Below are 26,634 nucleotides of genomic sequence, written 5' to 3'. Positions count from 1 at the left end.
CCGGTGCCGGCATGCCACCGGCCTGCCGGCTCTCTTTCCTCGCTCTCCCGCCGGCCGGCCGGATCCCCCTACGGCCGTCCCCTGGCGGCCGTGGGGCCCCCGTCACGGGCACCGGCCGCCCCTGCCTTGCGACCGGACGAACCCGGCCGCGGCGGGCAGCCGGCCGTGGCCGCCACCTGGGCGACGAGCGCTCCGGCCACTTCCGGCCGTAACACCCCCTTTGCGATGTACAGCAGGAAAGCGTCGGCGATGGCCTCCGGGCTCTGGGGACCGTCCGGCCGGTACCACACCGTGACCCAGTTCATGGCCCCGAAGCCGAAGAGGCGGAGAAGCCGCAGGTCGACGTCCGCCTGGAAAAGCCCTGCCGCAGCGCCTTCCTCCAATGTACGAGCCCACAGCGCCTCGTAGGCATCCCGGGCGGCCACCACCTGTCCGGCCGCCTCCGGGCTCAGGTAGCGGCTCTCCTGCAGGATCACGGCGACGAAGTCCTGGTGCTCCAGGCATGCCAGCAGGTGGGTCCGCAGCCCGGCCCAGACCCGCTCGGCCACCCCGGGACGGGCCGCCGCCATCGCCGCCTCCACCCGGCGGTGGACCACCTGGATCCCGTGCAACATCACCTCGAGCAGCAGCTGGTCCTTGTTGCTGAAGTGGTAATAGAGGGCGGCCGGGGTGACCCCCAGCGCCGCCGCCAGATCCCGCATTGTGGTCGCGGGGTAGCCCTGACGGGCAAACAGGCTGGCCGCCTGCTGGAGGATGGTCTCCTGCTGTGGTGCGAGGATCTTTCCCTGCGCCAACGCCGTCCCCCCAACCGCCGGTTCACCTCACCGGCCGGTCCACCGCACCGGGCGGCGGCCGGATTGCTCGCCGGATGACGGGCCGAATTACTGAACGTTTATTAAAGCTAAGGGCACATTGAGTTTTTTCGTCGTACCCCCGCCAGTTCCTTCCGGATCCCGGGCCGGAATCCTGCCCTGAACTGCCCTGGCCGGCTCCGCAACCGGGGCCCGCCGGTAGGCAACGGAGGCTTCAGCGGGCAGCGTGCCGTCGCCGGTGGGGGCGGGGGCCCGTGCTGGCGGCCGGCCCCGCCGGTTCCTTCTCCGGGGACGTACCGGCGTACCCAGGGCGCCCCGCCGGCCGCCAGCGACCCGGTGACAGCGCTCCGCCCAGGGTGGACAATAGCGACGGCAGATCTCGACGGGCCGGTGCGGCGTCCTGCGCCGATCCCAGGGGGAAGGGCGGGTCCCAGCCGGAGCCCGGTCCCTCCAGGCTGAAGTCCCTGCCTGGCGGCCAACAGGGCGAATGCCGGGCGGCCCCTAGGGCGAGCAACCGGCCCAGCCAAAAGCCCGGCCCTCATTCGGGGGGTGGATGTGCTGGAAATCCAGGCCACGGCTCGGGGCGGCGGCATGACGTCCCCGGCATTCTCCCGGATCGGGATCATCGTGCTGGCGGCCGGTCAGGCGACCCGCATGGGCCGGCTCAAGCAGCTCCTGCCCCTAGGCGATCGATCCCTCGCCCAGCGGGTGATCGACGCGGCACTGGCCGCCACGGCAGGTCCGGTGGTAGCCGTCCTGCACCCCGCCGTGGCCGCGGCCGGCATCCCCCGGCCCCCCCACCCCTGCCTGCACCCGGTGGTGAATCCCTGGCCCGAGCAGGGCCAGGCCCGGTCGCTGCGGCTCGGCTTGCGCTGCCTCCTTCAGGTCGAACCCGCCCTGGCGGCCGCCATGATCGTCCTGGCCGATCAGCCCTTCATCACCCCCAGGGCGCTGGCCGGCCTGGCCGGGGCTTTCGACCGGGCGGTGAAGCAGGCGGCCGCCGGTTCGACCTCGCCGGCGACCTTCTGGCCGAGCAGGGCTCCCGTTGCCGCCCGCCCCGTCTGGCAGGGCCGGCCGGGGCACCCCGTGGTCCTCGGCCGGCCCCTGTTCGCCGAGGTCTTGACGCTGGCGGGCGACGAAGGGGCCCGGCCGCTGCTTCAGCGGTACCGGGACCGCGTGCTCGGCTGGCCGGCACCGGGACCGGAGGTCACCCTCGACGTGGACACCTGGGAAGACTACCTGGCCGCCTGCCGGCTGCTTGAGAAGGAGGAACAGCCGTGATGTCGCCACCCCGCCGGTCTGCACCGTCCCAGCCCCCCGCCTGGCGGGCGCTGCCCTTGGTCCCGGCTCGGGACGAGAGCCTTTGGACCGCCCTCATCCTGCTCCTCTTCGGCCTGGCGGCCTGGGGCACCCGCGTCCCCTGGCTCTTTGCCTTCGGACCGGCCCTGGTCTTCCTGGGCTACCTGGCCCGGGCCCGGCTGGCCTATCTGGCCGGACCCGACCGGCTGATCGTCCAAACCCTGGTCGGACGCCGCGTGATCCCGTACGCCGCCATCCAGCGGGCTGAGTATCTGGAACTGGCCGGGGGCATCCGCCTGCTGGCCACCTATGCGCCGGGGTACGCGGTGGGCTGGTTCTACCTCAGCGGCCTGGGCCGCCAGCTGCTGCTGGGGAGCACCGACCGGGGTCCCGCCGTCCGCCTGCACCTGCACCGGGGCGCGGTGATCGTGACACCGCAGGACCCCGTGGAGGCGCTGGCGCTTGTGGAGGAACACGGGGTACCCCTGGACGCTCCCCGCTGGGTCCTCAAAGAGGTGCGCCGCCGCCGTAAGGGTGGGCGCGGTTAGCAACAACGTTAAAGACCCAGACGCCACCAGCAGGATCAATTTCCAGCACACCGAATCCTGGCCCTAGCCGAATCGGGACGATGTGCTCCTGTTTCACAGAAAGGGCGGCGGCCGATGCCCAGGAGCCGGCGGCACCCCCCGCAAAGCATCGGGGTCGGCATCCTGATCCTGTTGCTGCTGACGGGTTGCACCCCAGGACGCGGCAGCCAGCCGCACGAGGGAGACCGTCCACCGGCAGGTGAAGGCAGTCAGGGGCAACTGCAGCAGCTGGAGCAGGTGCCGCTGGCGCCCGTGGATGTCGACTTCGTAGATCCGGACACGGGTTATGTCCTCGGCGAGGATGGCCGGCTGGCCCGGACGGAAGACGGCGGGATGTCCTGGCACGTGATCCACGAATTCGACGAGCCGATCGCCGGCATCGATTTCGCCTCGGCCAGCGTGGGCTGGGCAACGGCCCGAGACGGCATCTGGTCGACGACCGATTCGGGAGCGTCGTGGACCAAGGTCCAGACGCCGTTCTCGCCGGGATTCGTCGACCTCGTTGACGAGGGAGTCGCCTGGGCCACAGACGACCGGTTCCGGTTGTACCACACGACCGACGGAGGCAACCGTTGGGAGCCGAAGACAAACCCGTGCACTTCGGTCGAGAATCCGGCAGCTTGGGCGGCCTCCTTCATCAGTTCCCATGACGGCTGGTTCATTTGTGGGAGCGATGAAGGAATGGGTGGCGAAACCAAGGTACTGCTGCGAACGGCGGACGCTGCCCGTACGTGGGAACGAATCGCGGCGGTCCAGCGCGATGGCGAGGAGGTGCCGGGCGGCCTTCCCACGGGTGGCTACGTGGGCGACCTGTTCTTCCTTGACCCGAAGACGGGCTGGTTTGGAACCACCCGGTATGGCGAAGTATGGCATACGCAGGACGGCGGGAGGTCCTGGCAAAAGGTGAGCCAGGGGCCGTCCGGCGTGCGGGCCTTTATCGAGCTGGACTTTGTCACGGCGGAACTGGGCTGGAGCCTTCTCTTCGTGCAGGGCGACGACGGTTGGCGCCTGGCCCGGACGCAAGACGGCGGCGTCACCTGGGAGACGGTCAACGTCACCGTCGAAGCGCCGCCGGCACCGGGTTCATCTTGACCCGCCATCTGCCGCCTGGTTCCCGCCTCCTCCTTCCCAGGCCCCCCAGCGGGCGGAGCCCCCACCGGCGGTGGAACCGGCTCCGCCCGCTCCGTCCCCGCGCCCCCCTACCGCCGGGCCTGCAGGGGCCGGGCCCGTTGCGGAACATCCACGACGTTTCCCGCCAGGGTGCCGTCGCCCCGTGGCGCAAACCGGGACCCCTCCCGCGAATATCCTTTGCCGAAACGAGCCTGCCGGCGAGCAACCGGCACGGGGGCGGTCCCCAGCCGGCGGGCTCTGGGGGATGCCCGTTCCTCCCATCGTACCCTGTTTCCTTAACGACCGTTCGGTGGAACCGGCCCAGGGCCTGCAGGCTGCTCGCGGGTCGGCCGGGCGACCGGCGGGCGGTGCCGGCACGGCGCGGCGCGGCGATGGCCAACCCAGCCTGCCGCCGTCACGGCGGGCCCGCCCGCCGCCCAGAAAGCGAGGGGGGTTCCCATGGCCATGGCCACCCTGCCCCCGCGGCAGGCGGCCACCCCAACCGGCCGGCGGGTCGACCTGTCGGCCGCCTGGTGGTCGTCGCCCCGGTGGGCGGAAGAGAAGAAGCGCATCAAAGCGGAGCTGGCCGCCCTGGAGGCCGGCATCACGCCCCGCAAGCGGCTGCGGGCCGTGGTCCGCACCCTGGCCCGCCACGGCCTGCTTCACCTGCTCCAAGATCGCAAGGCGGTGAAGGAGCTGGCCGGCACCGGGCCGGGCAGCCCTCAGGACCAACGGCTACGGCAGATTGGCCGCCGGGTGCGGCTGGCCTTCCAGGAGCTGGGCCCCACCTTCATCAAGCTGGGGCAGGTGCTGGTGACCCGCCAGGAACTGTTGCCAGAGCCCATCACCATGGAGCTGGCCCAGCTGCTGGACCAGGTCCCGCCCATGCCCTTCCCCTACATGGCCGTCGTGCTGGACGACGAGTTGCCCGACGGCCTGCAGACCTTGGCCTGGATCGACCCCGACCCCATCGGCTCGGCCTCGCTGGCCCAGGTCTACCGCGCCCAGCTGCGGGACGGCCGGCCCTGCGCCGTCAAGGTGGTTCGTCCCCTGGTCGACAAGCTGTTCCAGACGGACATCGCCAACATCGCCAAGCTGGCCCGGCGGCTGCAGAAGCTACTGCCGCCGCCCATGGCGGCCTCCTCCGACCTGCCCGGGGTGATCCGCGACTACTACAGCAGCGTGGCCAGCGAACTGGACATGCGCATCGAGGCCCGCAACACCAAGGAGGGCCGCGCGATCGTCGAGGAATTCGGCACGCTGGCCGTACCCGAGGTCTACCTGGCCACCCGGCGCGTGCTGGTCACCGAGTACATCGACGGCTGGAACATCAAGGACTTCCCCGTCGACTTCTTCACCTTCGAAGAGCGGTTCGAGCGCATGATCGACTTGGCCCACCTCTACATCAAGGAGTTCCTCGACGGGCGCTACCACGCCGACCCCCACGGGTCGAACCTGATGGTCTGCCGCCACACCAGGAAGGTGTACGTCATCGACTGGGGCATGGTGGGGCGGATGGACGCCCTGCACACCGAGGCCATCTTCCGCCACCTGCTGCACATCCGGCTCAACCAGGCCGAAGATGCCGCCGAGGTGATGCTGGACGTCTTCGAGCCCACGCCCTATACCGACACGGGCCGCCTGAAGGACCAGCTTCGCTCCCTCTACATCCAGTACGTCGACACCGAACAGGCCGGGTCCCACAACTGGGGCCACCTGCTGGTGGAAGAGATTCGCATCGCCATGGAGAATCATTGCCGCATCCCCGCCGGTCTCTCCCTCTGGGCCAAGGGGTGGTCGGCGGCGGAAGGCACGGCCCGCTGGCTCTGCCCGGAGATCACCTACCATACGGTGGTCGAATCGGCCGACGTGCAGATCCTGCGCCGGCTGCTGGCGCGCCGGTTCAACTACCGGGCCAACGCCGCCTGGATTGCCGAGGCTTCGGAGCTTGTGGCCACGCTGCCGCGGCGGCTGAACAAGATCCTGGAGCGGGCGGCCTGGAACGACTTCAAGCTGCCGGTGGAAGGGAGGCTCAGCGAACAGGCGACCCGGAACCTGAACCGGATGGTCAACCGGGCCACCCTGGGCCTGGTCTCGGGCAGCTTCTTCCTGGGTTCCGCCCTGCTGGCGGCCCTGGGCAGCGGCGCCCTGGACCGGATTCCAGGGCTGGCGGCGGTGACCACCACCGCGCTGTGGGGATCCCTGGGGGCTGGCGTGTACACCGTCTGGCGGGTGTTGCGGTCGAACAAGGCCTGAAAAGTCAAGTGGGAGGGGTGAAGGACCATGTCCATGCAGCATGCTGCCTCCGGCCCGGGCGGGGCCGGGACCGCCCTGGCCCGGGACCCGGGGGGTCCCGGCACCGGAGGCGCAGGGAGGGGACCCCAGGGGGTTCCCGCCCGCCCCGGCGGCGGCTTCCGCGCCTGGAAGGCCCAGCGGCCCTTCTGGGGAGCCACCTTGAGCCTGATCGCCGGGTTCCTCATCCTGTGGATGCCGCTCAACCTGTTTCCCTTCGCGTTCCTGCCCGACACCCTGATCTTCTTGGGATATCTCTTCTCCGGACTGGTCATCGCCACGGCCATCGCGGGCTTTCTGCTCCCGGCGGCGTCGACGTACCTGGGAATCCTGGTCATCCTGTTCTCCATCGTGTCGATCTTCGGCGCCTTGGGCGGCCTGTTCGTGGGAGCCATCCTTGGGATCCTCGGCGGGTCGCTGATGGTGGCCTGGCAGCCGGTGATCGTGACCCCCGCGATGATGAACGGGCAGGCCCATGGCGCCGCGGGTGCGACCCCTGGCGAGGACGCGGCGGGCCCGGGTTCCGCCGGTAAAACCCGGGGCCGCGGCCGCAGCGGCACCGGGCAGCACCAGGTCCCGGCCGGCGCCACCGTCCATGCCACCGAGCTGGTACCTGAAGAAGAGATCCGCCAGCGGCCCTGGCTCCGGTACTACCCTGCCGGGGTACGCCCCCACCTGAACTACCCGGAGATCCCCCTTCAGCGGCTGCTGGAGCGGGCTGCGGAGATGCGGCCCCGGCAGGCGGCCGTCCACTTCTTCGGCCGCACCATGACCTACGGCGAGCTGAACCAGCTGGCCAACCGCTTTGCCCGGGTGCTGGCCAACCTGGGCATCCGGCCCGGCGACCGGGTGGCCCTGATGATGCCCAACTGCCCCCAGTTCGTCATCGCCTACTACGGCGCCCTCAAGGCCGGGGCCGTGGTCGTCAACTGCAACCCGCTCTACAGCCCACGGGAGCTAGAATTTCAGCTCAACGACAGCGGCGCCCGCGTCATCGTCGCCCTGGACCTGATGTATCCCACGGTGCGGCAGGTGGTCCACGCCACGCCCCTCGAGCGGGTGCTGGTGACGCGCATCAACGAGTTCATGTCGCCCCTGCTGCGGCGGCTCTACCCCCTCAAGGCCAAGAAGGACGGCACTTGGGTGGAGATCGGGCGGCATGAAAACGTGCTCTGGTTCGGCCGGCTTCTCCGGGAGGCGCCCCCCGTGCCGCCGCCGGTGGAGGTTCAACCCGACGACCTGGCCCTCTTGCAGTACACCGGCGGCACCACCGGTACGGCCAAGGGCGCCATGCTGACCCACCGCAACCTGGTGGCCAACGTGCTGCAGACGGCGGAGTGGACCCTGCGGGGCCGCTGGGATGAGGCGCACCAGCAGGTGATCCTGGGCGTCATGCCCTTCTTCCACTCCTACGGCATGACCACGGTGATGAACCTGGCCATCGCCCTGCAGTGCACCATGGTGCCCCTGCCGCGCTTCGAGGCGGAGATGGTGATCAAGGCCATCGCCAAGTACCGGCCCACCATGGTGCCGGGAGTGCCCACGATGTATGTGGCCTTGATGAACCACCCCAAGTTCCACAAGATCGACGTCTCGTCCATCGAGGCCTGTGTCAGCGGGGCGGCTCCCTTGCCCCTGGAGGTGCAGGAGCGCTTCGAGGCCAGCACCGGCGGCCAGCTGGTAGAGGGGTACGGCCTGACGGAGGCATCGCCCGTCACCCATGCCAATCCCCCCAACGAGTACAAGCGCAACGGGACCATCGGGCTCCCTGTGCCCGACACCGACGCCCGCATCGTGGACATCGAGACCGGGACCCGGGTGCTGGGGCCGGGCGAGGTGGGCGAGCTCGTCATCCGCGGCCCCCAGGTGATGAAGGGCTACTGGAACCGGCCCGAGGAAACGGCCCGGACCCTGCGGGACGGCTGGCTCTACACGGGTGACATCGCCACCATGGACGAGGACGGCTTCTTCCGGATCGTGGACCGGAAGAAGGAGATGATCATCAGCGGCGGCTACAACGTCTACCCCCGCGAGGTGGAAGAGGTCCTCTACGAGCACCCCAAGGTTCTGGAAGCCGCCGTCATCGGCGCCCCCGACCCCTACCGCGGCGAGATGGTCAAGGCCTTCGTGGTGCTCAAGCCCGGCCAGACCGCCACGGAGCAGGAGATCATCGAGTTCTGCCGCCAGCGCCTGGCCAAGTACAAGGTGCCGCGGGCCGTGGAGTTCCGCAGCGAACTGCCCAAGACGCTGATCGGCAAGGTGCTGCGCCGGGCCCTGTTGGAAGAGGAGCGCCAGAAGCAGGCCGTAGGGAGCCCGGCGGCGCCCGCCCAGGCCGCCGGTGCTGCAGGCACCCCCGCCACCGGAGGCGACGATGAGGAAGCAGGCCCCGATCGTGCCGGCGGAGGCCACGGTGAGGCCGGTGGCGCCGGCGGGGGTACCGGGGAATCCGATACCCCGGCCGGCGCGGCGGCGGGCGAACAGGCCGGTGGGCCGGCCCACCTCCCGCCCGAACCGCCCGCCCGCATGGTCACGCCGCAGGAGCTGCTGGAGACGGGACCCCAGGGCGAGGCCGCCGAGGGCGAAGGCGACTGGCGCAAGTGGTTCCGGTAACGGCCCAGATGGTACCAGGCGGGAGGTGACCCTATGCCGGCCAGCAACGGGCGCCGCATGACGATGGAAGAGCGGATCCAGGCCTTCTTCCGGCAGAGCGGCGGCCCCAACAACCCCCAGATTCCCAAGCTGGTGGAGAAGCACCTGCTCTACGGCAAGGACCACGGCATCCCCGGTTACCGGGAGACCTTCGCCGACGCCTTCATCGACGCCGTGGTGGGCGACCCCTCGCTACTCTTGATCTACGAGCGGCTGCAGCGCTGGCGGGCCCAGCGCCAGCGGGAGCGCCAGCAGGCCGGCGGGACCGGCGGAAGTACCGACCCGGAGCTGCTGCGGCGTTTGGAGCGGCTGGAGCGGGAGGTGACCCGGCTGCGGGAGGCCGTCGAGCGGCTCGGGCAGAGCGTCTAGGTGAAAGCGTCGAGGTGAAACGGAATCAAGGCGAGGCACCATTTGCAGCCGGGCCCGGGGGTCCCAGGCCCCCGGGCCCGCCCCTTGGTGACCCGCGGTCTCTGCCAGTGTCCCCTCGAGGATAGGAGAACCTGCCAGGACGAGCAGACGGGCCCCCGCGGGCCGGCCCACCTGTGGGAGGCGGTGCAGGGCGTGCCCAAGCGCCTGGTCCTGACCAACGGCGTGCACGGCACCCAGATGGACCCGCCCGAGATCTGGAAGGACCGGCTGGCATGGATGGACCACTGGCTGCGCGGGGTCGACGGCGGATTCGGCACCCTGAGCCAGAAGCGAACCTCGGTGGTCACCCTGCTGGAGATGCACCGCCAGGGCGGCGTGCTGGCCTCCAACGGCCGGAAGGTCTCCCGCACCTTCCCTCTGGAGGATACCCGCTGGACCAGCTGGTACCTGCACGGGGACGGGAGCCTCTCCACCACCCCGCCGCGCCGGAAGAACCGGCCCGCTACCTCTCCGGCCCCGGCCGCCAGTCCTGGAGCTACCAGCTGGGGCCGTCGGCGGGCCCGCCCCTGACCACCGCCCACCTGCCCGATGAGGTGGAATACCGCAGCAAGCCCTTTGACCGGCCCATGCTCATCACCGGACCCATCACGGCCACCCTCTACCTGTCGACCACGGCCGTTACCTGAAACATCGTCATCTGTTTCAGGCAGTCGACCCTCACGGATCGACGGTGCCGGTCTTACCCAGCGATGAGCCGGCGCCGGCTTCCCGTTTCCTCCGGGACCGCCTGCCGGAGGGCAGGTCTTCCGTCCCGTCCACGGGCGTTTAACGTCTCCGGGCCACTCCCGGCGACGGCGGCCACCAGGGTCGCGAGATTTCGGGCCGCGTTTTCGTCCCGGTCGAGCACGAGCCCGCATTCCTCACAGCGGAAAACACGCTGCGAAAGCGGCAGCGACGGCTTGATCGCACCGCACCGGGAACAACGTTTGCTGCTGGGATAGAAGGGCGGTGATTCGACTAGGACCGCCCCGTGCCAGGCACACTTATACCTGAGCTGACGGCGGATCTCCGCCAGGGCCGCATCGGCCAGCGCCCGGGCCAGCCGCCGGTTCTTCAGCATGCCCGCCACGTTCAGCTGTTCGACGACCACCACGCCATAGGTGCTCGCTAGGTGGTGCGTCAGCTTGTGAAGCGCGTCCTGGCGGATGTTCCGGACCCGCCCATGGAGCCGGGCCAGCCGGCGGCGGGCCTTTCGCCACCCCCGGCTGCCCTTCTGCCGGCGGGCCAGGGCGCGGTTCCACCGGGCCAGTTGTTTCAGGTTCTTCTCCAGCGCTCGGGGATTGGGGCAGACCTCGCCGGTGGAGAGCACCGCCAGGTGCTTGACGCCCGCATCGACGCCGACGACCCTCCAGGGGAACCGGGGGCGTCCCGGCGGTCGCTCCACCTCGCAGGTGAAGCTGACGAACCACCGGCCGCCTTCCCGCGACACCGTGGCCGAGAGGATGCGGGCCGTTCCCGCTTCGATGCGCCGGAGCAGGGCCGTGGTCGGCTCGTGGATCTTGACCCGCCCGATCCGGGGCAGGACGACGTGGCTCTTGTCGTCCACCCGGATCGCGCCGGTGGTGAACCGCACCGACTCCCGCCCCCGGCCCTTCTTCCGAAACCGGGGGAACCCCACCCGGCGGCCCTTGCGTTCACCCTTGCGGCTTTTTGACCAGTTCTGAAGGGCCCGGACCAGCCCGTCCAGGCCGGAGGAGTAGGCCTCCTTCGAGTTCTCCCGCCACCAGGGGGCGACGACGTGCTTTTGCCGGTTCCACTCCCGTCTCAGGGCGGAAAGGGTCCATGGCACTTCCACGTCGTCGCCCCGAGCGCAGGCGTCCAGGCGCTCCTTCACCAGGGCCAGGCCCCAGTTGAAGGCGAAGCGGCGGGCGCCCACGTGGGAGGCCAGCGCCCGTTCCTGGCGGGGTGTGGGGTCGAGGGCGAAGCGGTACGCCTGCAAAACACGCATGGGGAAGCCCCCCAAAATCATCCAAGGACAGCGTATCAGAACATTTGTTCTGAGGCAACGAGCCGGCCGAGGAGGGGAGGGGATGCGAAGATTTGATGACGTTGGGCGAGAAACGGTAAGAAACGCACTAGCTGTTCTCAGCCCCCAGCACCCCTCCCGCCTGATGCTGCCTGTGGTGCCCCTGACGGGCGTCAAGCTGGGCCCCGAACTGCCCTGCGGCGCCCAGGTGGGGGTGCGGTGCATCCCGGCGGGAAGCCGGGAGCTCCTGCCCGGCGGCGGCGATCCGGGCTCCGGTGGCGGGGATCCGGCCCCGGGCGGTGGCGGCGGCGCCCAGCCGGCCCCCTCGGCCCGCCTTACCGGCCGGGGGCACCTGGAGATCCGCATCGGTTCGGGGACGGCGCAGCGGTAAAGGGCCAACCCGCAGGCAGCAACAGCGCCCTGCAGAAGCAGGTATCCAAACCCTGCCACGGCGAACCCGGGCGGCAACCCGCCCAGGGCACGCCGAAACCGGGGCTACCCGCCCGGGCGGAACGTTGGATCCGGGCGGCCAACCCGCCCCGCCCGCGGCCAATCCCGAAGGCGACCCCGCCTCGAGCAAGCGGTGGTCACCGGTAAGGCGAAGGGGGCCACGCCGACAGGCGTGCCCCCTTTTCCGTTCAGGCTTGTCATCTCGTTTGGTTCCCGCCGGGCTTCTCGCCCCGCCGCGGGCTCGGCCCTCGGCCGCCCCACGATCGCCATGGGCGGTGGTGGATGCGGCGAGCCTCCTCGTTCAGCGAGGCGGCACCGGCGGGGCAGGCTCCCTGCTCCCGGGACCGGGCCACGCTTCCACCTCCGCCCGGGACGGCATGGAAGGCTGGGCGCCGGGCCGCGTGACGGAAATCCCCGCCGCCCGGGTGGCGAACCGCAGGGCTTCTTCGACGGGCCGTCCTTCCGCCAGGGCCACCGCCAGAGCACCGGCGAAAGTGTCCCCCGCCGCCGTGGTGTCGACCGCCGCGACGGGTAGCGCCGGTATGGCCCGGGCCGCTCCCGCCGGCGGGACGTAGAGACAGCCCCGCTCGCCCAGGGTGACCACCACGTGGATCCGGCCCCCGCCCAGGCGGCGGGCCGCAGCTTCCAGCGCCCCGGTCCCGCCGGGGCCCGCCGCCGGTCCCGCTGCCCCCATCGCGGGCCCCGCCGCCGGGCCCGGCGCCGGCCGCCCGGCCCCGGGAACGGAAGAACCGCCCACCGGCCCTGGGACCGGAGGCTCCGCCGGGGAATCTGCGCCGGGCGGGCCGCCCTTCCCGCCAACCAGCGCCCACAGCTCATGCTCGTTGGGCACCAGCCAGTCCACCGCCTCCAGCAGGCCGGGGGGTAGGGGATCGGGGGGAACGGGAGCGGGCGTCAGGATCACCGTCACCCCCGCCGCCCGGGCCACCCGGGCGGCCTGTTCGACCAGAGGCAGGGGCGACTCCAGCTGCAGGAGCAGCACCCGGGCGGAGGCGATGCAGCGGCGGGCCACGGCGTCCAGCTCCGTGAAGCGGGCGTTGGCCCCTGGAACCACCACGATCCGGTTGGCCCCGCCGGCTTCCACGGTGATGGCTGCCACACCGCTGGGTCCCGGTACCCTCCGCACCCCTGCGATGTCGATGCCCTCGGCCCGGAGGGCGGCCACCAGCTGCTCGCCGAAGGCATCGTCCCCGACACAGCCCAGCATGGCCACCGGCGCCCCGAGGCGGGCGGCCGCGACGGCCTGGTTCGCCCCCTTGCCGCCGCAGGCGGTGAAGAACCGCTCGCCGGACACGGTCTCGCCCTGCTCGGGGGCGCGGCGGCAAACCACCACCAGGTCCATGTTGAGGCTGCCCGCCACCACCACGGCCGCGCGGGAAGCGGGCAGGCGCCCCGCCGGCCGGGACTCGACGCCAGGCGCACCAGCGGCCGGTGCACAGGACGACGGAGCCCACCCGCCTTGCCATGCCCTGGCGCCACTCGGTGGTTCCACGGAGCCGCCTTGCGGCTCGACGGGCCCGCCTTCCGGTTCCATCATGGCCTCCCTCCTCCGGCAGAGGGCTCGCGGGCGTGATCCCAGGCCGCCTGCCTGTCGGCCGCCGTCCAGCCTGGCGGCACGGCACCCGGCCGCTGGGCCACCCAGGCCGCCACGAATCGCCCCAGCCGGGCGGCCGCCTCAGGATCAAGGCCCGCCCGGAGGCCGGCCAGCATGCCCGCATTCCAGGCATCGCCGCAGCCCGTCGTATCGACAACCCGCGGCACGGGCAGCGCCTCGACCCGCCAGCGCCGGCCCCAGGCCACCCCCCAGGCGCCCCGCGGGCCGGCCTTGATCCCCACCACCGGAAGGAGCCCTCCAAGCCGCTCCGCCGCCTCATCCCCGGGAATACCGCCCGCCAGCAGCGCCGCCTCCTCCTCATTGGCGAAGAGGATGGAGACGCCCTGCCACTGTTGCAGCACCCCCTCGGCTCCCTGGCGGGCAAGGAGCGCCGCCGACGAGGCGTCGACGGCCACGGGCACCCCTGCCTCCAGCGCCCGCGCCATCACCGCCCGGGCGGCATCCCGGGCATCTTCCCAGAAGAAGGAGTAGCCGGTGAGGTAGCAGAGGCCGGCCCCCTCCACCAGGCCGGGCGGCAGGTCGCCCGCCTCCAGGCGGTGGTTGGCCCCCGGGCCGATCACCATGGACTTCTCCCCGTCCGGTCCCACCAGCGCCAGGATGACACCCGTGGGCGCCTGGTCGTCCGGGACGGCCCGGACCTCCACGCCCTCGGCCTCCAGGGCGACAACCAGGGCGTGGCCCAGCGGATCCCGGCCCACCCTGCCGCAAAACACCACGGGTACCCCCAACCGGGCCAGCCAGGCGGCGGTGTTGGCCACCGAGCCGCCCTGGCGGGGGTGCAGGGCGCCCCAGGTGTCACTGCCGCGGTGCAGCCGCTCCGGAACCTGGACCACCAGGTCCAGCACCAGGTCACCGGCCACCACCACGGGCCCCTCCCGCCGGATCGGAAGAACGGGGCGCCCCGCCGGCGGCAACGGGCGTCCTGACGGCCGGCCGCCCGCCATGCCGGCGGGCGGCACCCCCGTGATGTCCGGCCCTGGACGCCTTCTGTCCATGGTGCTCACCGCAGTACCGGGCGCCCTCCCCGCCCCCGGGCGGCCGGTTCTTCCGGTCCGGAGGCGGCCGGGGAAGGCGACAGCCCGCACAGGCTGCGGGCGATGGCCGCGCCCAGCCGGGCATTGTTCAACACCAGGGCCCGGTTGGCGGCCACCGTCCGCCCCCCGCTCAGGGCGTGGAGCCGGGCCAGCAGGAAGGGCGTGACCGCCTTGCCCTTCACCCCCTCGGCCGCCAGGTCGGCCTCGGCCTGGGCCAGCCACCGGTTGAACTCCGCCTCGTCCACGGCGTCGGCGGAGGGAATGGGATTGGCCACCACCACGGCACCCGGGAGCCCAAGAGCCCGCCGGGCCCGTAGCACCGCCGCCGCATCGTCCGGGGAGTCGATACGGGCGTCGACGGGCAACCCCGTCGAGCGCAGGTAGAAGCCCGGAAACTCGCTGGTCCCGTAGCCCAGCACCGTGACGCCGTGGGTTTCCAGGTACTCCAGGGTCGCCGCCACGTCCAGCACCGTCTTGGCCCCCGCCGACACCACCACCAGGGACAGCCGGGCCAGGGCCGGCAGGTCGGCCGAGATGTCCAGGGTCTGTCCCCAGCCGCGGTGGACCCCGCCCAGGCCGCCCGTGACGAACACGTCGATGCCCGCCCAGGCCGCCACCTGGGCCGTCGACGCGACGGTGGTGGCGGCGCTGCGCCCAAGGGCGCACAGCACCGGCAAGTCCCGGATGGACGCCTTGGGCAGGTCGGGGCTCCGGGCCACCCGCTCCAGTTCCGCCCGGTTCAACCCCACCCGCAGGCAGCCGTCGAGGATCGCCACCGTGGCCGGGACCGCACCCGCCCGCCGGACCTCCTCTTCCACCGCCAGGGCCATCTCCAGGTTGTCAGGATAGGGAAAACCGTGGGCGATGATGGTCGACTCCAGGGCCACCACCGGCCGGCCCCGGCTGAGCGCCTCCCGCACCTCGTCCCCCAGGTGGAACCGGGGCGGTGGGGAACCCGGGGGGAACCCGCCCTGGAGCCCGGTGCGAGTCCCGCTCCGGAAAGGGGCGGGTGGCGCCGCGGGTCCGGCCGGGGCCACCGGGCCGCCGGGACCCTCCTCTCTTGCCGGGGACGCCCCGGCCTGGGACGGGGTCTGGGACCGGGTCTGGGACGTCATCCTCGTGCTCGCTCCTCCTCGGCCCGGGGGTGAATGGGGCCCGGCCGGTCGCGGAGGAACCCGCCCTTCCGGCCGTACCGCACCGCCTGCACCTCCGCCAGCAGGCTGCAGGCGATCTCCTCGGGCGTCTCGCCCCCGGTGTCAAGCCCCACGGGGGCATGGATCCGGGCCAGTTGTTCTTCCGCCGGCTCGATCCCGCGCCGGCGAAGTTCGTCAAAAAGCCGCTCCGCCCGGTGGCGGGGGCCCAGAAGGCCAATATACCGCACCGGGCTGTTCAGAACGGCCTCGAGAAAGCCCGCGTCCTGCAAAAAGTTATGGGTCATGATGACCACGAAGGTGCGGTCGTCCAGGGTGACGTGGCGCCGCAAGTCCTCGGGGTGGGTGCGCACCACCCGCCGTGCCCGGGGGAACCTGTCGTGCCGGGCGAAGGCCGGCCGGCTGTCCGCCACCACCACGTCGTAGCCCAGGGGCGCCGCCGCCTCCACCACGGGCACCGCGTCGTGCCCGGCCCCGCAGACCAGGAGGACCGGCGGCGGCAGCACGACCTCGATGAAGAACTCGCCCTCCCCGGGCACGGCCAGGGTGCCCGTGCGGCCGGCGGCCAGCCACTGGCGGGCCGCGGCGGCGCAGTAGGCGTCCCGCTCCGGCGAGCCCAGGGAGCCTTCGCTGCCACCGCCCGCCCACACCACCAGCTGCCGGCGGGGGACGAACCGGCCGGCCCCGCCCCCTGCCGGGCGGCCGGTCCCGCGGGCCCCCGCCGCGCCGGTCTCCGTCCCGCCCTCCGCCGCCGTCCCGGGCAGCGGAGCTCCCGGGGCAGCGCCGGCACCGGCCCCGGGGGAGACGCCGTCCCCCTCGCCCGGCCACGCCGTCGCGCAGCCGGCCACCACCCCGCTCGCGTCCGAACGGCCCGCGGTGCCCGCTGCCGGCTCGGCCCCCGCCGGGTCCCGGGGCTCCAGGGGCGGCAGGGGCACCACCACGGCCAGGCGATGCCCCTGCTCCCGCCAGCGGAGCACCTGCCCGTGCCCGGGGTGCAGCGGCTCGACCAGCACGTCGACCGCCCCGTTGCAGCCCAGACCCAGGCCCCAGACGGCATCGTCGTCGGCCGTCATATCGTACCCGACCCGCCGGGGTCGCCCCGTGGCGATGACCTCCGCCGCCACGGCCAAGACGTCGCCCTCCAGGCAGCCGCCGCTCAGGCTGCCCACCGGCTCGCCCGCAGCGGGGATCCACATCCGGGCCCCTTCCCGCCGGTAGGTGGACCCCCGCGCCCGGGTGATGGTCGCCACCGCACCCGCCCGGCCCTCCTCCAGGGCCGCCAGGATGGCTGCCGTCACCGCCTCCATGGTTCCACCCCTCTCCCGGACTCTCCCGAACGCCCTCGCGTACCACGCTCCGTACCCACCGCGCCGCCCGGCATCGCCCCCGGCGCCGGGAAACCGGTGCTCACCCGGCGCCGGCCCCCACAGCGCCCTCAACGCGGGCCTAGGGCTCGCCCCGCACCGAGGCCAGGATCTTCTGCAGCTCCCCCCGGCCCAGCCGCTCCACGTCTTCCACGTGCTTGAGGACGCAGCCCAGGGTCGCCTCCACCGTCTCCTCGTCCAGCTCGTCCCGGTGCAGGGCCACCAGCGCCCGGGCCCAGTCCAGGGTCTCGGCCACCCCCGGCGGCTTGTTCAACCCGAGGGTGCGGAGCCGCTGGATGAACCGCACGATCTGCTCGGCCAGCCGCCGGTTGATGCCGGGCAGGCGGGCCTCCACGATCCGCGTCTCCTTGGCGAAGTCGGGATAGCCGATCCACAGGTACAGGCAGCGTCGCCGCAAGGCCTCCGACAGCTCCCGCACCCGGTTGGAGGTGAGGACGACAAAGGGCCGGTGCCGCGCCCGGATCGTGCCCAGCTCGGGAATGGTGACCTGGAAGTCGGCCAGCACCTCCAGCAGGAAGGCTTCGAACTCCTCGTCGGCCCGGTCGACCTCGTCGATGAGGAGCACCGGCGCCCGGTCTTCCCGGGTGATGGCGTCGAGCAGCGGCCGCTTGAGCAGAAACTCCGGGGAGAAGATCTCGGCCTCCCGCTCGGCCGCGTCCCGCCGGTCCCCCTCCTGCATCCGGATCCGCAACAGCTGGCGCGGGTAGTTCCACTCGTACAGGGCGGAGGCAGCGTCGAGCCCTTCGTAGCACTGCAGGCGAATCAGATCGGTCTCCAGGACGTCGGCCATCACCCGGGCGATCTCCGTCTTGCCCACCCCGGCATGCCCCTCGATGAGGAGAGGCTTCTCCAGCCGGATCGCCAGGTGGATCGCCGTGGCGATGGACCGGTCGCCGATGTAGCCCCGTTCCTCCAGCCGGGTCAGGATGTCCTGAACGGCCTCGTGCACCCCCGTGTCCCTCCCGCAGCCGGGGCTCCGCACCCCGTGCTCCGTTGCGTTGCGTCAGGAAAGGACATTCGCCGCCGGCCAGCCGATTCCCCCCCAGTCCGGCGGCTCCCACGGCCCTCCGGGCGCTGGCTGGGGTCTTGGGGAGCCGGGGCCGGCAGGAAACGGGGCCGGTTCCAACTAAGTTATTTACCGTTAGCAATTATCTTGGGAGGTCCGCCACCGCACCATGAAGCGCCGGCCCCCACAGCAGGGCAAGGGCAAGGGCTTGGCCACACCTTCCGGCCGGCCCCAGCTGCTGCGGCTCCACAACCGCACCCTGATCCTTTCCCTGCTCCGCCAGCAGCCGCTCTCCCGGGCCGAACTGTCCCGCCGGGCCGGGCTGGCCTTGCCCACCGTATCCCGCCTGGTCGACCAGCTGATCCGCGACGGGCTGGTGGAGGAAGGCCAGAAGCAGGCCACGGGCGGGCGCCACGCCACCCGGCTGCACCTGCGGGCGGAGGCCGGCTTCGTCCTGGGTGCCGAGCTGGGCCGGGACCAGATCTCCGTGGTGCTCAGCGACCTGCAGGGCGGCGTCCGTGCCCAGGCCGGCCAGCCGCGGGGCGAGACGGCCGAGCACGACGTGGCCCGGCTGGCCACCATGGCCGGTGGCCTGTTGAAGGAGGCCGGGGTGGATCCCCGGCGCCTGGTGGGCATCGGGGTGGGTGTGCCCGGCCCGCTGGACGCCAGTGCCGGCACGGTGATCCAGCCGCCCAACTTCCGCGGCTGGTCCTACGTGCCCTTGCGGGACCTGCTCCGGGAGCGGTTCCGGGTGCCGGTCTGGATCGAAAACGACGCCAATGCCGGTGCCCTGGCCGAACACGTCCTCGGCTATCCCCAGAGCCGCAACCTGGCCTTCGTCCTGGCCGACGCGGGCGTCGGCGCGGGCCTGGTGCTGGAGGGCCAGCTGTACCGCGGGGCCGGCGGCGCCGGCGAGCTGGGCCACTGCCCGGTGCAGCTGGGCGGCCCGCCCTGTCCCTGCGGCCGGCGGGGCTGTGTGGAGGCCATCGCCTCCACCGATGCCATGCTGGAACGCTTCGCCGCCCTCCGGCACCAGCCTGCCGGCCCGGCGCCCGCCGGTTTCGATGATCTCCTGGCGGCCGAGGCGGCGGGAGACCCCCTGGCTCGCCAGGTGCTGGCCCGGGGCGGGCGGGCCCTGGGCGCCGGTCTGGCCATCCTGGCAAACCTGGTGAGCCCCGAAGTGGTGGTCCTGGGGGGCCGGTCCATCCGCAGCCCGTCCTTCCTCCAGGCGGCCCGCCGGGAGCTGGGGCGCCGCCGGTTCGGCACGGGGGAGGTGAAGCTGGCCACCACCCAGCTGGGTCGAACCAGCGTGGCCCGCGGGGCCGCGCTGCTGGCGCTGCAGGGTCTCTTCCAGTCGCCCTTCACCATGGGTGCTGAGGCGCTGCCCCCCTCGGGGCCGGTGCCCCAGGGGGCCGGGGGCTAAGCGAAGAGGCGACCCGCCCTTTCGGGATGGGCTGCTGCGACGATGCGGCAGGCAATCCCCAGGAGGGGGGTCCCGTCCAGACGAACTCCGCCCGGAGCCGGAGCCGGGCGCGAAAAGGGGGAGCTACGGTGAACCTCGTCGCCTGGTTCAAGCAGCGGGCACTGGGCCGCTGGGCCCGAACCCTGACCGTGCTGCTCGCCACGGCCGTGCTGGCCACCGGCTGCTCGCTCCCGTCCGCCGGTGGCGGCCAGCCCTCCGGTTCGACCGGCAGCAGCGAGCCGGCCGCCGGCGGGTCCGGCGGCGAGAAGGTGACCATCCGCCTGGCCACCTGGGCCCATGCCGAGGAAGCCAAGGAGCTGCAAGCCATCCTGGATCGGATCAACGCCGAGAGCGACCGCTGGCAGATCGTCCACGAGCCCATCCCCAGCGACTACGCCACCAAGATCCAGACCATGCTGGCGGGCAACACCGCCCCGGACCTGTTCTGGCTGGTCCAGGAGGACGTGATCCCCTTCGCCGCCTCCGGGGTGCTGCTGAAGCTGGACGAGCACCTGCAGAATGATTCCCGCCCCGCGGCCAACCTCGGCGACTACTTCGAGCCCATCCTGGGCGCCTTCACCCATGAGGGCGGGGTCTACGGCCTGCCCTGGATCGCCCAGCCCGTGGTCCTGTACTACAACAAGGCGCTCTTTGACGAGGCCGGCGTGCCGTATCCGGACGAGACCTGGACGTGGGACACCTTCAAGGAGGCCGCGGCCAAGCTGACCCGCGACACCAACGGGGACGGCAAGCCCGACGTCTACGGGTTCACGATGAACGGCTGGCCGCCCTTCGCCATGTTCGCCTGGCAGGCCGGCGGCGACATCGTCGGCGAGGACGGCCGCACGGCCCCCATCGACTCGCCGGAGGCCCTGGAGGCGGCCCGGTTCTACCAGGAGCTGATCTACAACCCCAAGTACGCGGTGCCCGAGGAGGTCATCGCGGAGCAGGGCTTCGCGGACATGTTCAAGGCCGGCAAGGTGGCCATGTTCATGGGCGGCGCCTCCGACGACCTGGACCGGGTTCCCGGCCTGGACGTGGGCGTGGCACCCGTGCCCAGCGGGCCCGCAGGCCGCGTGACCTTCGCCTGGACGGCGGCCACGGTGGTCAACGCCCGCTCGCCCCACGTGGAAGAGGCCGTGGACGCCCTGATCGAGTTGACCGAAGGCATCCACCACTGGAAGATCGTGGCCCCGCGGAAGTCCCTGGCCACCCGGGAGCACCTGCTGGCTTCGGAGCCGCGCAAGGAGAAGGCCGCCGATGTGATCCTCCAGTCCCTGGAGTTCATGCGGCCGCTGCGCATCGTGCCGCAGTACAAGGCCTTCGACCAGGCCCTCTGGGAACAGTACCTGGATCCTTTGTTCCACAAGCAGGGGAAGCCGGAGGAACTGGCCCCCAAGGTGCGGCCCGAGCTGGAGAAGATCCTGCAGCAGTCGTCGTGAGCGCGTAGCCCGGCGGGGGCGGGGGCTCGGGGGTACCGGCCCCCGCCCGCCCTGCCGGAAAGGAGGGGGTGGCGGTGTGGTCCTGGTACGCGGACGCCCTGCGGGACTACGTGGCCACGGTGGTCCTGCTGGGCGCGCTCATGCTCCTGGTGTACGCGGGCTTGCGAGCCCTGGGGCGTAGCCGTGACACGGCCCTGGGCTGGACCTTCGTCCTGCCCTGGCTGGCCGGTTTCCTGGCCTTCCAGCTCTTTCCCTTCGTCGCCTCGCTCTACCTGGCCTTCACCGACTACGACGTGCTCACGCCTCCCCGCTGGGTCGGCCTGGCCAACTTCGCCCGCCTGCTGGACGATCCCAAGTTCGCGGCGTCCCTGAAGTTCACGGCCCTCTATGCGCTCTTCAGCGTGCCCCTGGGGATCGTGGGGTCGCTGGCCTGTGCCCTGCTGCTCAACCGCAACATCAAGGGCGTGGGGTTCTGGCGCACGCTGTATTACGTCCCCGCCGTGATTCCCGCCGTCGCCACCGCGGTGCTCTGGCGCTGGCTGCTCTCCACCGACGGGCTGGTCAACACGGTGCTCGCACCCGTCTACGCCCTGCTGGGCATGGAGAAGCCCCGCTGGTTCCTCGACCCGGAGACCATCCTGCCGGGGTTCGTGCTGATGAGCCTGTGGGGCGTCTTCGGCGCCAACACGGTGATCCTGCTGGCGGGCTTGAAGAACATCCCGCGGGAGCTCTACGATGCCGCGGCGGTGGACGGCGCCACGGGCTGGGGCCGGTTCCGCCACGTCACCCTGCCCATGCTCAGCCCGACCCTGTTCTACGTGCTGGTCACCGGGCTGATCGGCGCCTTGCAGATGTTCACCCAGGCGTTCTTCATCGAGACGCCGCGCTCCACCGTCACCTTCCTGCAGGTTTACATCTACCAGGAGGCCTTCGGACTCCGGCACATGGGCTACGCCTCGGCCATGGCCTGGGTCTTCCTGCTGGTGATCCTGGGGTTGACGCTGCTGGTGTTCCGCTCGTCGCCCCTTTGGGTGTATTACGAGAGCGAGGTGCGAGGTGAGGACCGTGCCGCGCGAGGTGCAAAGGCGCCTGGCCGACGCCTTGACGTATTTCGTGCTGGCCTTCGGCGGCGCCTTCGTGCTGGTGCCCCTGCTGTGGATGATCAGCACGTCGCTTAAGGGCCGGGACCAGCTCTACGTCTACCCGCCGCAGTGGTTCCCCTCGCCGGTGCGGTGGGAGAACTACGTGGAGGTCTGGACCACCCTACCCTTTGCCCGGTTCTTCCTGAACAGCCTGTTCATCACCATCCTGGCCACGGTGGCCGAGGTGGCCAGCGTGGCGGTGGTCGCCTACGCCTTTGCACGTTTCAACTTCCGCGGGCGGCACTTCCTGTTCATGTTGATGCTGAGCACCATGATGCTGCCCAGCGTCATCGGGATGATCCCCACCTTCCTCATCTGGCGCGAGCTGGGGCGGCTCGACACCTTCACCCCCCTGACGGCACCCGCCTGGTTCGCCTGGGGGCCGGCCAGCGTCTTCATGCTGCGCCAGTTCCTCCTGAGCCTGCCCCGGGATTTCGAAGACGCGGCGGTGCTGGACGGGGCCGGGCCCCTGCAGGTGCTGCGGCACGTGGTGCTGCCCATGGTGCGACCGGCCTTGCTGGTGATCGCGCTGCTGGCCTTCCAGGGCAACTGGACCAACTTCATGGCGCCGCTGCTGTACCTGAACACGCCGGACAAGTTCCCGGTCACCCTGGGCCTCAAGTTCCTGGAGACGTCGCTGGGGCCGGGCAGCGAGGCGCCCATGTGGAACCTGATGATGGTCGTCTCGCTGCTGGTGGCGCTGCCGATCCTGGTGCTCTACGCCCTGGCCCAGCGGGCCTTCATCGAAGGGATCCGGCTGGGCGGGACCAAGGGCTGAGGGCTGAGGGCTGATATTCCCGAAAGGAGTTGTAGCGGTTGCTTCGCGTCCTCGATCCGCAGCACGCCAGGGCCTATCTTCTGGGGCCCTTTGCGAAACACCCCGGGAACCCCATCCTGGGTCCCCAGGGCACCACCTGGGAGGCCAAGGACGTCTTCAACCCTGCCGCGGTGGTCAAAGACGGGCGGGTGTACATGCTCTACCGGGCCGAGGACCACACGGGCCCCGGCCAGTGGAACGGGACGTCCCGCATCGGCCTGGCCGTCAGCGACGACGGCATCCACTTCGAGCGCTACCCCGACCCGGTGCTGGAACCCACGGAACCGTACGAGCTGCCCGGCGGCTGCGAGGACCCGCGGGTCGCCTGCATCGACGGGCGGTTCTTCCTGACCTACACGGCCTACGACGGCACCTCCGCGCGGCTTTGCCTGGCCACCTCGGACGACCTGGTGCGCTGGGAAAAGCACGGCGTGCTGTTCCCCGAATGGGACGGGGGAACGGGCCGCATCTGGTCCAAGTCCGGGGCCATCTGCCCGGTGAAGATCGGCGGCCGCTACGTGATGTACTTCGGGGACACCTCCATCTGGATCGCCACCTCGGAAGACGGCCTGCTCTGGGAGCCGGAACCCGAGCCAGTTCTTCAGGTCCGCACGGCCGGCGACGCCTTTGACACCCTGCTGGTCGAACCCGGCCCCTCGCCCCTGATCACGGACCGGGGCATCCTGCTGATCTACAACGCCGCCCACCGCCTGGCGGACGCCCCGCGGGTCCGCCGCCGCGTCCAGGCCGCCATGGCCGGGAACGGGGCCGGCGGCCCGGCGACGGAGCTCGAGGGAGAGAACCCGGTCGCCGTGGGCCAGCCTGCCGCCGGCCGGGCGCCCGGCGCGGAGCAGCCTGCCGCCGCGGGCCAACCGGCCGTCCCGGGCGAGCCCCCCGCCTACGGGGGACCCGCGGGCTCGGGCTATGTACGTTACGCCGCGGGGCAGGCGCTGTTCGACCTGAAGGATCCGCGCAAGCTGATCTGGCGGTCGGAGATCCCCTTCTTTGAACCCGAAACGCCCGAGGAGATCCGCGGCCAGGTGGACCACGTGGTCTTCGTCGAAGGCCTGGTCGAGCACCGCGGCACCTGGTTTTTGTACTACGGGATGGCCGATTCCCGCATCGGCGTCGCCACGTACCGGCCCCAATCCTGACACGAGGTGACGCCATTGGCCAGCGAGATCCTATCGCCGATCCAGGGCGCGGCCCCCCAGCCGGGGGCCGCGCGGGGTGCCGGCATACGGCCCGGCGCCCCGGCCCGGCCGGCCTCGTCCTTCTGGCTGGGCGTCAACTACTGGGCCAGCGGCCAGGGGGTGGCCATGTGGCAAGACTGGCAGCCTGAGGCCATCGCCGCCGAACTCCGGGCTCTGGCCGCAGCCGGCTGCCGGGTGGTCCGGTTCTTCCTCAGGTGGGTCCACTTCCAGCCTGAAGAGGATCGCGTGGACCCCACCGCCCTGGCCCGGCTCAAGGCCTTTTGCGACCTGGCCCATGGGGTCGGCCTGGCCGTCATCCCCACCTTTTTCACCGGCCACATGAGCGGAGAGAACTGGGACGTGCCGTGGCGGCGGGGTCGCTGCCCCTACACCGACCCGGCCATGCTGCGGGCCCAGGTGCGCCTGATCCGGGCCGTGGCCGAGACCATCGGGCACCACCCCGCGCTGCTGGCCTGGGACCTGGCCAACGAGCCGGACATCTTCGCCCGGCCGCCCTCGCCCGACGCCGGCTGGCTGTGGTGCCGGCTGCTCTACCGGGAGCTGAAGTCCGTGACCCCGGGGGTTCCCGTGACCCTGGGGATCCACGTGGCCTCCCTTGTGGACGACTGCGGCTTCCGGCCTGCCGACGTGGCCGAAGCGGCGGACTTCCTCTGCATGCACCTCTACCCCATCTACTCGCCCTGGTGCCCCGATCCCGTGGGGACGATCCGGCCCAACCTGCTGGTGCCCTTCGGCGACCGCCTGGTGGCCGCCATGGGGCAACGGCCGGCCCTGGCCGAGGAGTTCGGCGGGACGACCCTGATGATGTCGCCCGCCCGTCACGGCCGTTACCTCAGCGCCGTGCTGGGCAGCCTGCTCCTCCACGGCAGCATGGGGGCCGTCGCCTGGTGCGGCCTGGATTTCCGCTGCCAGGAAGACCTGCCCTACGACAGCACTCCCTACGAGGTGGCCTTCGGGATCCTGGACGACCAGGGCCGGCCCAAGCCTGCCGGCGAGGCTTTCGGCCGCTTCGCCCGGCTGCTGGAGCGGCTGCCCGGGGGGCTGGCGCCTGCCCCGCGCCCCGCGGCCATCCTGCTCCCCGAGCGCTATTACGAGAACCAGGACCCCGACATCACGCCGGAGCGCAACTTCGCGGTGCTGTTCAACGCCTTCGTCCTGGCCCGGCGGGCCGGCCTGCCCGTGGACCTGGTGCGCCCCGACAGCGACTGGGCCGGTTACAGGCTCCTGATCGTCCCCTGCCTGCCCCGGCGCAACAGCCTGTCCAACCGGACGTGGAACCGGCTGCGCCGCTGGGTGGAGCAGGGCGGCACCCTCTACCTCTCCTACGACGGGGCCGCCCTGCCCGGGATGGAGGCCGTCTTCGGCATCCGCATCGAGGACGCTTACCCGCGGGAAGCCGTCCACGGGCCGGGCCCGTGGGATCTGGTCCTGGATCTGGACCTGCCGCCCGAGCCGCAGGGCGGCCCGGAGACGCGGTGCGGCCCGGGGCCGCGTGGCGGTCCGGAGCCGCAGACCAGCGGCAAGGGCAGCCGGGACGGTGCCGCACTGGGGACACTGGCGCACTCCGGCCTGCAGCCTGTGGTCCGGCTGATCCCCGCGCCCCGGCCAGCCCCCCGCAAAAGGCTGGTGGCCTCGCCCGCCGGCGCCCGCGTAGCCGGTTGGATCCGCCCGGCCCCCGCCACCGGCACAGGCCCAGCGGGTCCGGTCCACCCTCCGGCCGCCGTGGCCCACGGCGGTCACCCCACAGGGCCCCTGGAGGAACCGGCCGTGTTCGTCCACCGGTACGGGCGGGGATGGGCGGTGCTGGTCACCGATCCCCTGGAATGGATCCTGGCGTGCACGCCCGGCGCCTATGGGAGCCAGGCCCACGGGAGCAGCGCCTGCGGGAGCGGCGCCTTCGGGAGCAGCGCCTGCGGAGTCGGCGCCAGCGGGAGCGGTGGCGAACACCACGGGCCCGAACCACACCGCGGATACGGGAGAAGCCAGGATGGCCCCGGCAGCGAGGGGGGCGCAGGACCCGAGGGCGAAGCGCGGGCTGAAGCACCCGCAAGCTCTTCCGGCCTCGCCACCGCCGGCCGCACCCGACCGGAACAGGTGTACCGGCTGGCCGCCCGCCTGGCCGGCATCGTCCCTGAATGGGAGGCCGACCACCCGGATGTGGAGGTGGGGGTTCTGGTCCAGGGCGCGCCGGGCCAGCCCTTGACCGGCGGACTCGAGCCGGGCAGCCGGGCCACCGGAACCGTTCCCGAAAGCCTGCCCGTCACCGGGCCCGCCCGCTATCTCGTGGTGGTCAGCCACCACCCGCAACCCGTGATCGTGGTCCTGTCAGGGCTGGCACCTGCCCGGCTGGTCGACGCCGAAACCGGCGCCACCCTCTACGCCCGCGCCGAAACCGCTCCACAGCGTGGTGCGATACATACGAACGGCCGAAGGCCCGTACCAGCCCCCTGGCCCCGCGCCGCCGTTCCCGACCCTGGTGCCAGGCCGGCTCCCGGCACCAACTGGGCCGCGGAGGCCCCTCCGGCGGGCGCAGGTGCTCCCCACCCCTGGAGCCATGGCGCGAGCCATGGCAAGGCGGGGCGCTGGCAAACGCCCCCCGTGCGGCTGGAACCGGGCAGCTGGCGGGTGTTTCGCATCGAAGACCTGGACCAGGAGATCCCCCGTGGCGATGACCCGCCTTGTCAATCGTCCAATCCAGATGTTGCGATCCAGGTTCATCACCGTTGACAGCCAGGTCCCAAGGTGCTGAACAGC

General features: G+C 71.7%; 21 protein-coding genes. 14 read left to right on the top strand and 7 right to left on the bottom strand.

Annotation, left to right across the window (positions count from 1 at the left end; all coding sequences use genetic code 11):
* Positions 1–68: 68 nt before the first annotated feature.
* Positions 69–794, bottom strand: a complete 726-nt coding sequence (locus THESUDRAFT_RS04680) for a TetR/AcrR family transcriptional regulator (protein ID WP_006903587.1) — start codon at positions 792–794, stop codon at positions 69–71.
* A gap of 567 nt (positions 795–1,361) precedes the next feature.
* Here THESUDRAFT_RS04680 and THESUDRAFT_RS04675 point away from each other — a divergent pair.
* The 7 genes from THESUDRAFT_RS04675 to THESUDRAFT_RS04645 all read left to right on the top strand — a co-directional run bounded on the left by THESUDRAFT_RS04675 (position 1,362) and on the right by THESUDRAFT_RS04645 (position 9,688).
* Positions 1,362–2,093 (top strand): nucleotidyltransferase family protein, encoded by a 732-nt coding sequence (locus tag THESUDRAFT_RS04675; RefSeq protein WP_242823243.1) that lies wholly within the window; start codon positions 1,362–1,364, stop codon positions 2,091–2,093.
* Positions 2,093–2,659: a PH domain-containing protein gene (locus THESUDRAFT_RS04670; protein ID WP_006903585.1), complete on the top strand. Its 567-nt coding sequence runs from the start codon at positions 2,093–2,095 to the stop codon at positions 2,657–2,659. The genes THESUDRAFT_RS04675 and THESUDRAFT_RS04670 overlap by 1 nt, the downstream gene beginning before the upstream one ends.
* 114 nt (positions 2,660–2,773) lie before the next feature.
* Positions 2,774–3,790, top strand: coding sequence for a WD40/YVTN/BNR-like repeat-containing protein (locus THESUDRAFT_RS04665; RefSeq protein WP_006903584.1), 1,017 nt, complete (start codon positions 2,774–2,776; stop codon positions 3,788–3,790).
* A gap of 477 nt (positions 3,791–4,267) precedes the next feature.
* Entirely contained in the window at positions 4,268–6,064 is a 1,797-nt protein-coding gene (locus THESUDRAFT_RS04660) for an ABC1 kinase family protein (RefSeq protein ID WP_006903583.1), read from the top strand.
* Positions 6,065–6,091: 27 nt separating this feature from the next.
* Positions 6,092–8,710: a long-chain-fatty-acid--CoA ligase gene (locus THESUDRAFT_RS15175; protein WP_006903582.1), complete on the top strand. Its 2,619-nt coding sequence runs from the start codon at positions 6,092–6,094 to the stop codon at positions 8,708–8,710.
* A gap of 33 nt (positions 8,711–8,743) precedes the next feature.
* A complete protein-coding gene (locus tag THESUDRAFT_RS04650; RefSeq protein WP_006903581.1) occupies positions 8,744–9,118 on the top strand; it encodes a hypothetical protein in 375 nt (124 codons plus the stop codon).
* A gap of 192 nt (positions 9,119–9,310) precedes the next feature.
* On the top strand, positions 9,311–9,688 hold the full coding sequence (locus tag THESUDRAFT_RS04645; RefSeq protein ID WP_156821717.1) for a hypothetical protein: 378 nt from the start codon (positions 9,311–9,313) through the stop codon (positions 9,686–9,688).
* 169 nt (positions 9,689–9,857) lie between these two features.
* On the opposite strand, the gene tnpB is transcribed toward THESUDRAFT_RS04645, so the two are convergent.
* Entirely contained in the window at positions 9,858–11,126 is a 1,269-nt protein-coding gene (gene tnpB / locus THESUDRAFT_RS04640) for an IS607 family element RNA-guided endonuclease TnpB (RefSeq protein WP_006903579.1), read from the bottom strand.
* Between the two features lie 82 nt (positions 11,127–11,208).
* Here tnpB and THESUDRAFT_RS04635 point away from each other — a divergent pair, with 82 nt between their 5' ends.
* Complete coding sequence (locus THESUDRAFT_RS04635) at positions 11,209–11,535, top strand: hypothetical protein (RefSeq protein WP_006903577.1); 327 nt, start codon at positions 11,209–11,211, stop codon at positions 11,533–11,535.
* A gap of 360 nt (positions 11,536–11,895) precedes the next feature.
* Here THESUDRAFT_RS04635 and THESUDRAFT_RS14935 read toward each other — a convergent pair whose 3' ends face one another.
* The 5 genes from THESUDRAFT_RS14935 to THESUDRAFT_RS04610 form a co-directional block, all read right to left on the bottom strand.
* Positions 11,896–13,149: a ribokinase gene (locus THESUDRAFT_RS14935; protein ID WP_207635418.1), complete on the bottom strand. Its 1,254-nt coding sequence runs from the start codon at positions 13,147–13,149 to the stop codon at positions 11,896–11,898.
* Positions 13,146–14,090, bottom strand: a complete 945-nt coding sequence (locus tag THESUDRAFT_RS04625; protein ID WP_169328703.1) for a carbohydrate kinase family protein — start codon at positions 14,088–14,090, stop codon at positions 13,146–13,148. The genes THESUDRAFT_RS14935 and THESUDRAFT_RS04625 overlap by 4 nt, the downstream gene beginning before the upstream one ends.
* Positions 14,091–14,227: 137 nt before the next feature.
* Positions 14,228–15,376, bottom strand: coding sequence for a pseudouridine-5'-phosphate glycosidase (locus tag THESUDRAFT_RS04620; RefSeq protein ID WP_006903573.1), 1,149 nt, complete (start codon positions 15,374–15,376; stop codon positions 14,228–14,230).
* Complete coding sequence (locus tag THESUDRAFT_RS04615) at positions 15,373–16,719, bottom strand: XdhC family protein (protein ID WP_006903572.1); 1,347 nt, start codon at positions 16,717–16,719, stop codon at positions 15,373–15,375. Before THESUDRAFT_RS04615 ends, THESUDRAFT_RS04620 begins: the two co-directional genes overlap by 4 nt.
* Before the next feature lie 139 nt (positions 16,720–16,858).
* A complete protein-coding gene (locus tag THESUDRAFT_RS04610) occupies positions 16,859–17,746 on the bottom strand; it encodes an AAA family ATPase (protein WP_006903571.1) in 888 nt (295 codons plus the stop codon).
* Positions 17,747–17,972: 226 nt separating this feature from the next.
* Between THESUDRAFT_RS04610 and THESUDRAFT_RS04605 the strand changes: the two genes are divergently transcribed.
* The 6 genes from THESUDRAFT_RS04605 to THESUDRAFT_RS12145 all read left to right on the top strand — a co-directional run bounded on the left by THESUDRAFT_RS04605 (position 17,973) and on the right by THESUDRAFT_RS12145 (position 26,607).
* Complete coding sequence (locus THESUDRAFT_RS04605) at positions 17,973–19,226, top strand: ROK family transcriptional regulator (protein WP_006903570.1); 1,254 nt, start codon at positions 17,973–17,975, stop codon at positions 19,224–19,226.
* Positions 19,227–19,354: 128 nt separating this feature from the next.
* Complete coding sequence (locus tag THESUDRAFT_RS04600) at positions 19,355–20,707, top strand: ABC transporter substrate-binding protein (RefSeq protein ID WP_006903569.1); 1,353 nt, start codon at positions 19,355–19,357, stop codon at positions 20,705–20,707.
* A 74-nt stretch (positions 20,708–20,781) separates the two neighbouring features.
* Positions 20,782–21,885: a carbohydrate ABC transporter permease gene (locus tag THESUDRAFT_RS04595; RefSeq protein ID WP_006903568.1), complete on the top strand. Its 1,104-nt coding sequence runs from the start codon at positions 20,782–20,784 to the stop codon at positions 21,883–21,885.
* Positions 21,773–22,627, top strand: coding sequence for a carbohydrate ABC transporter permease (locus tag THESUDRAFT_RS04590; protein WP_242823242.1), 855 nt, complete (start codon positions 21,773–21,775; stop codon positions 22,625–22,627). The genes THESUDRAFT_RS04595 and THESUDRAFT_RS04590 overlap by 113 nt, the downstream gene beginning before the upstream one ends.
* 38 nt (positions 22,628–22,665) lie before the next feature.
* On the top strand, positions 22,666–23,820 hold the full coding sequence (locus tag THESUDRAFT_RS04585; protein ID WP_006903566.1) for a glycoside hydrolase family 130 protein: 1,155 nt from the start codon (positions 22,666–22,668) through the stop codon (positions 23,818–23,820).
* A gap of 15 nt (positions 23,821–23,835) precedes the next feature.
* Positions 23,836–26,607 carry a beta-galactosidase trimerization domain-containing protein gene (locus THESUDRAFT_RS12145; protein WP_006903565.1) on the top strand — a complete coding sequence of 924 codons (2,772 nt, stop codon included), beginning with the start codon at positions 23,836–23,838 and terminating at the stop codon, positions 26,605–26,607.
* Positions 26,608–26,634: the final 27 nt, after the last annotated feature.

Origin of the sequence: Thermaerobacter subterraneus DSM 13965, assembly GCF_000183545.2 — a bacterium.
Taxonomy (GTDB): Bacteria; Bacillota; Sulfobacillia; order Thermaerobacterales; family Thermaerobacteraceae; genus Thermaerobacter; species Thermaerobacter subterraneus.
This window is presented reverse-complemented; position numbering and strand designations above follow the sequence as displayed.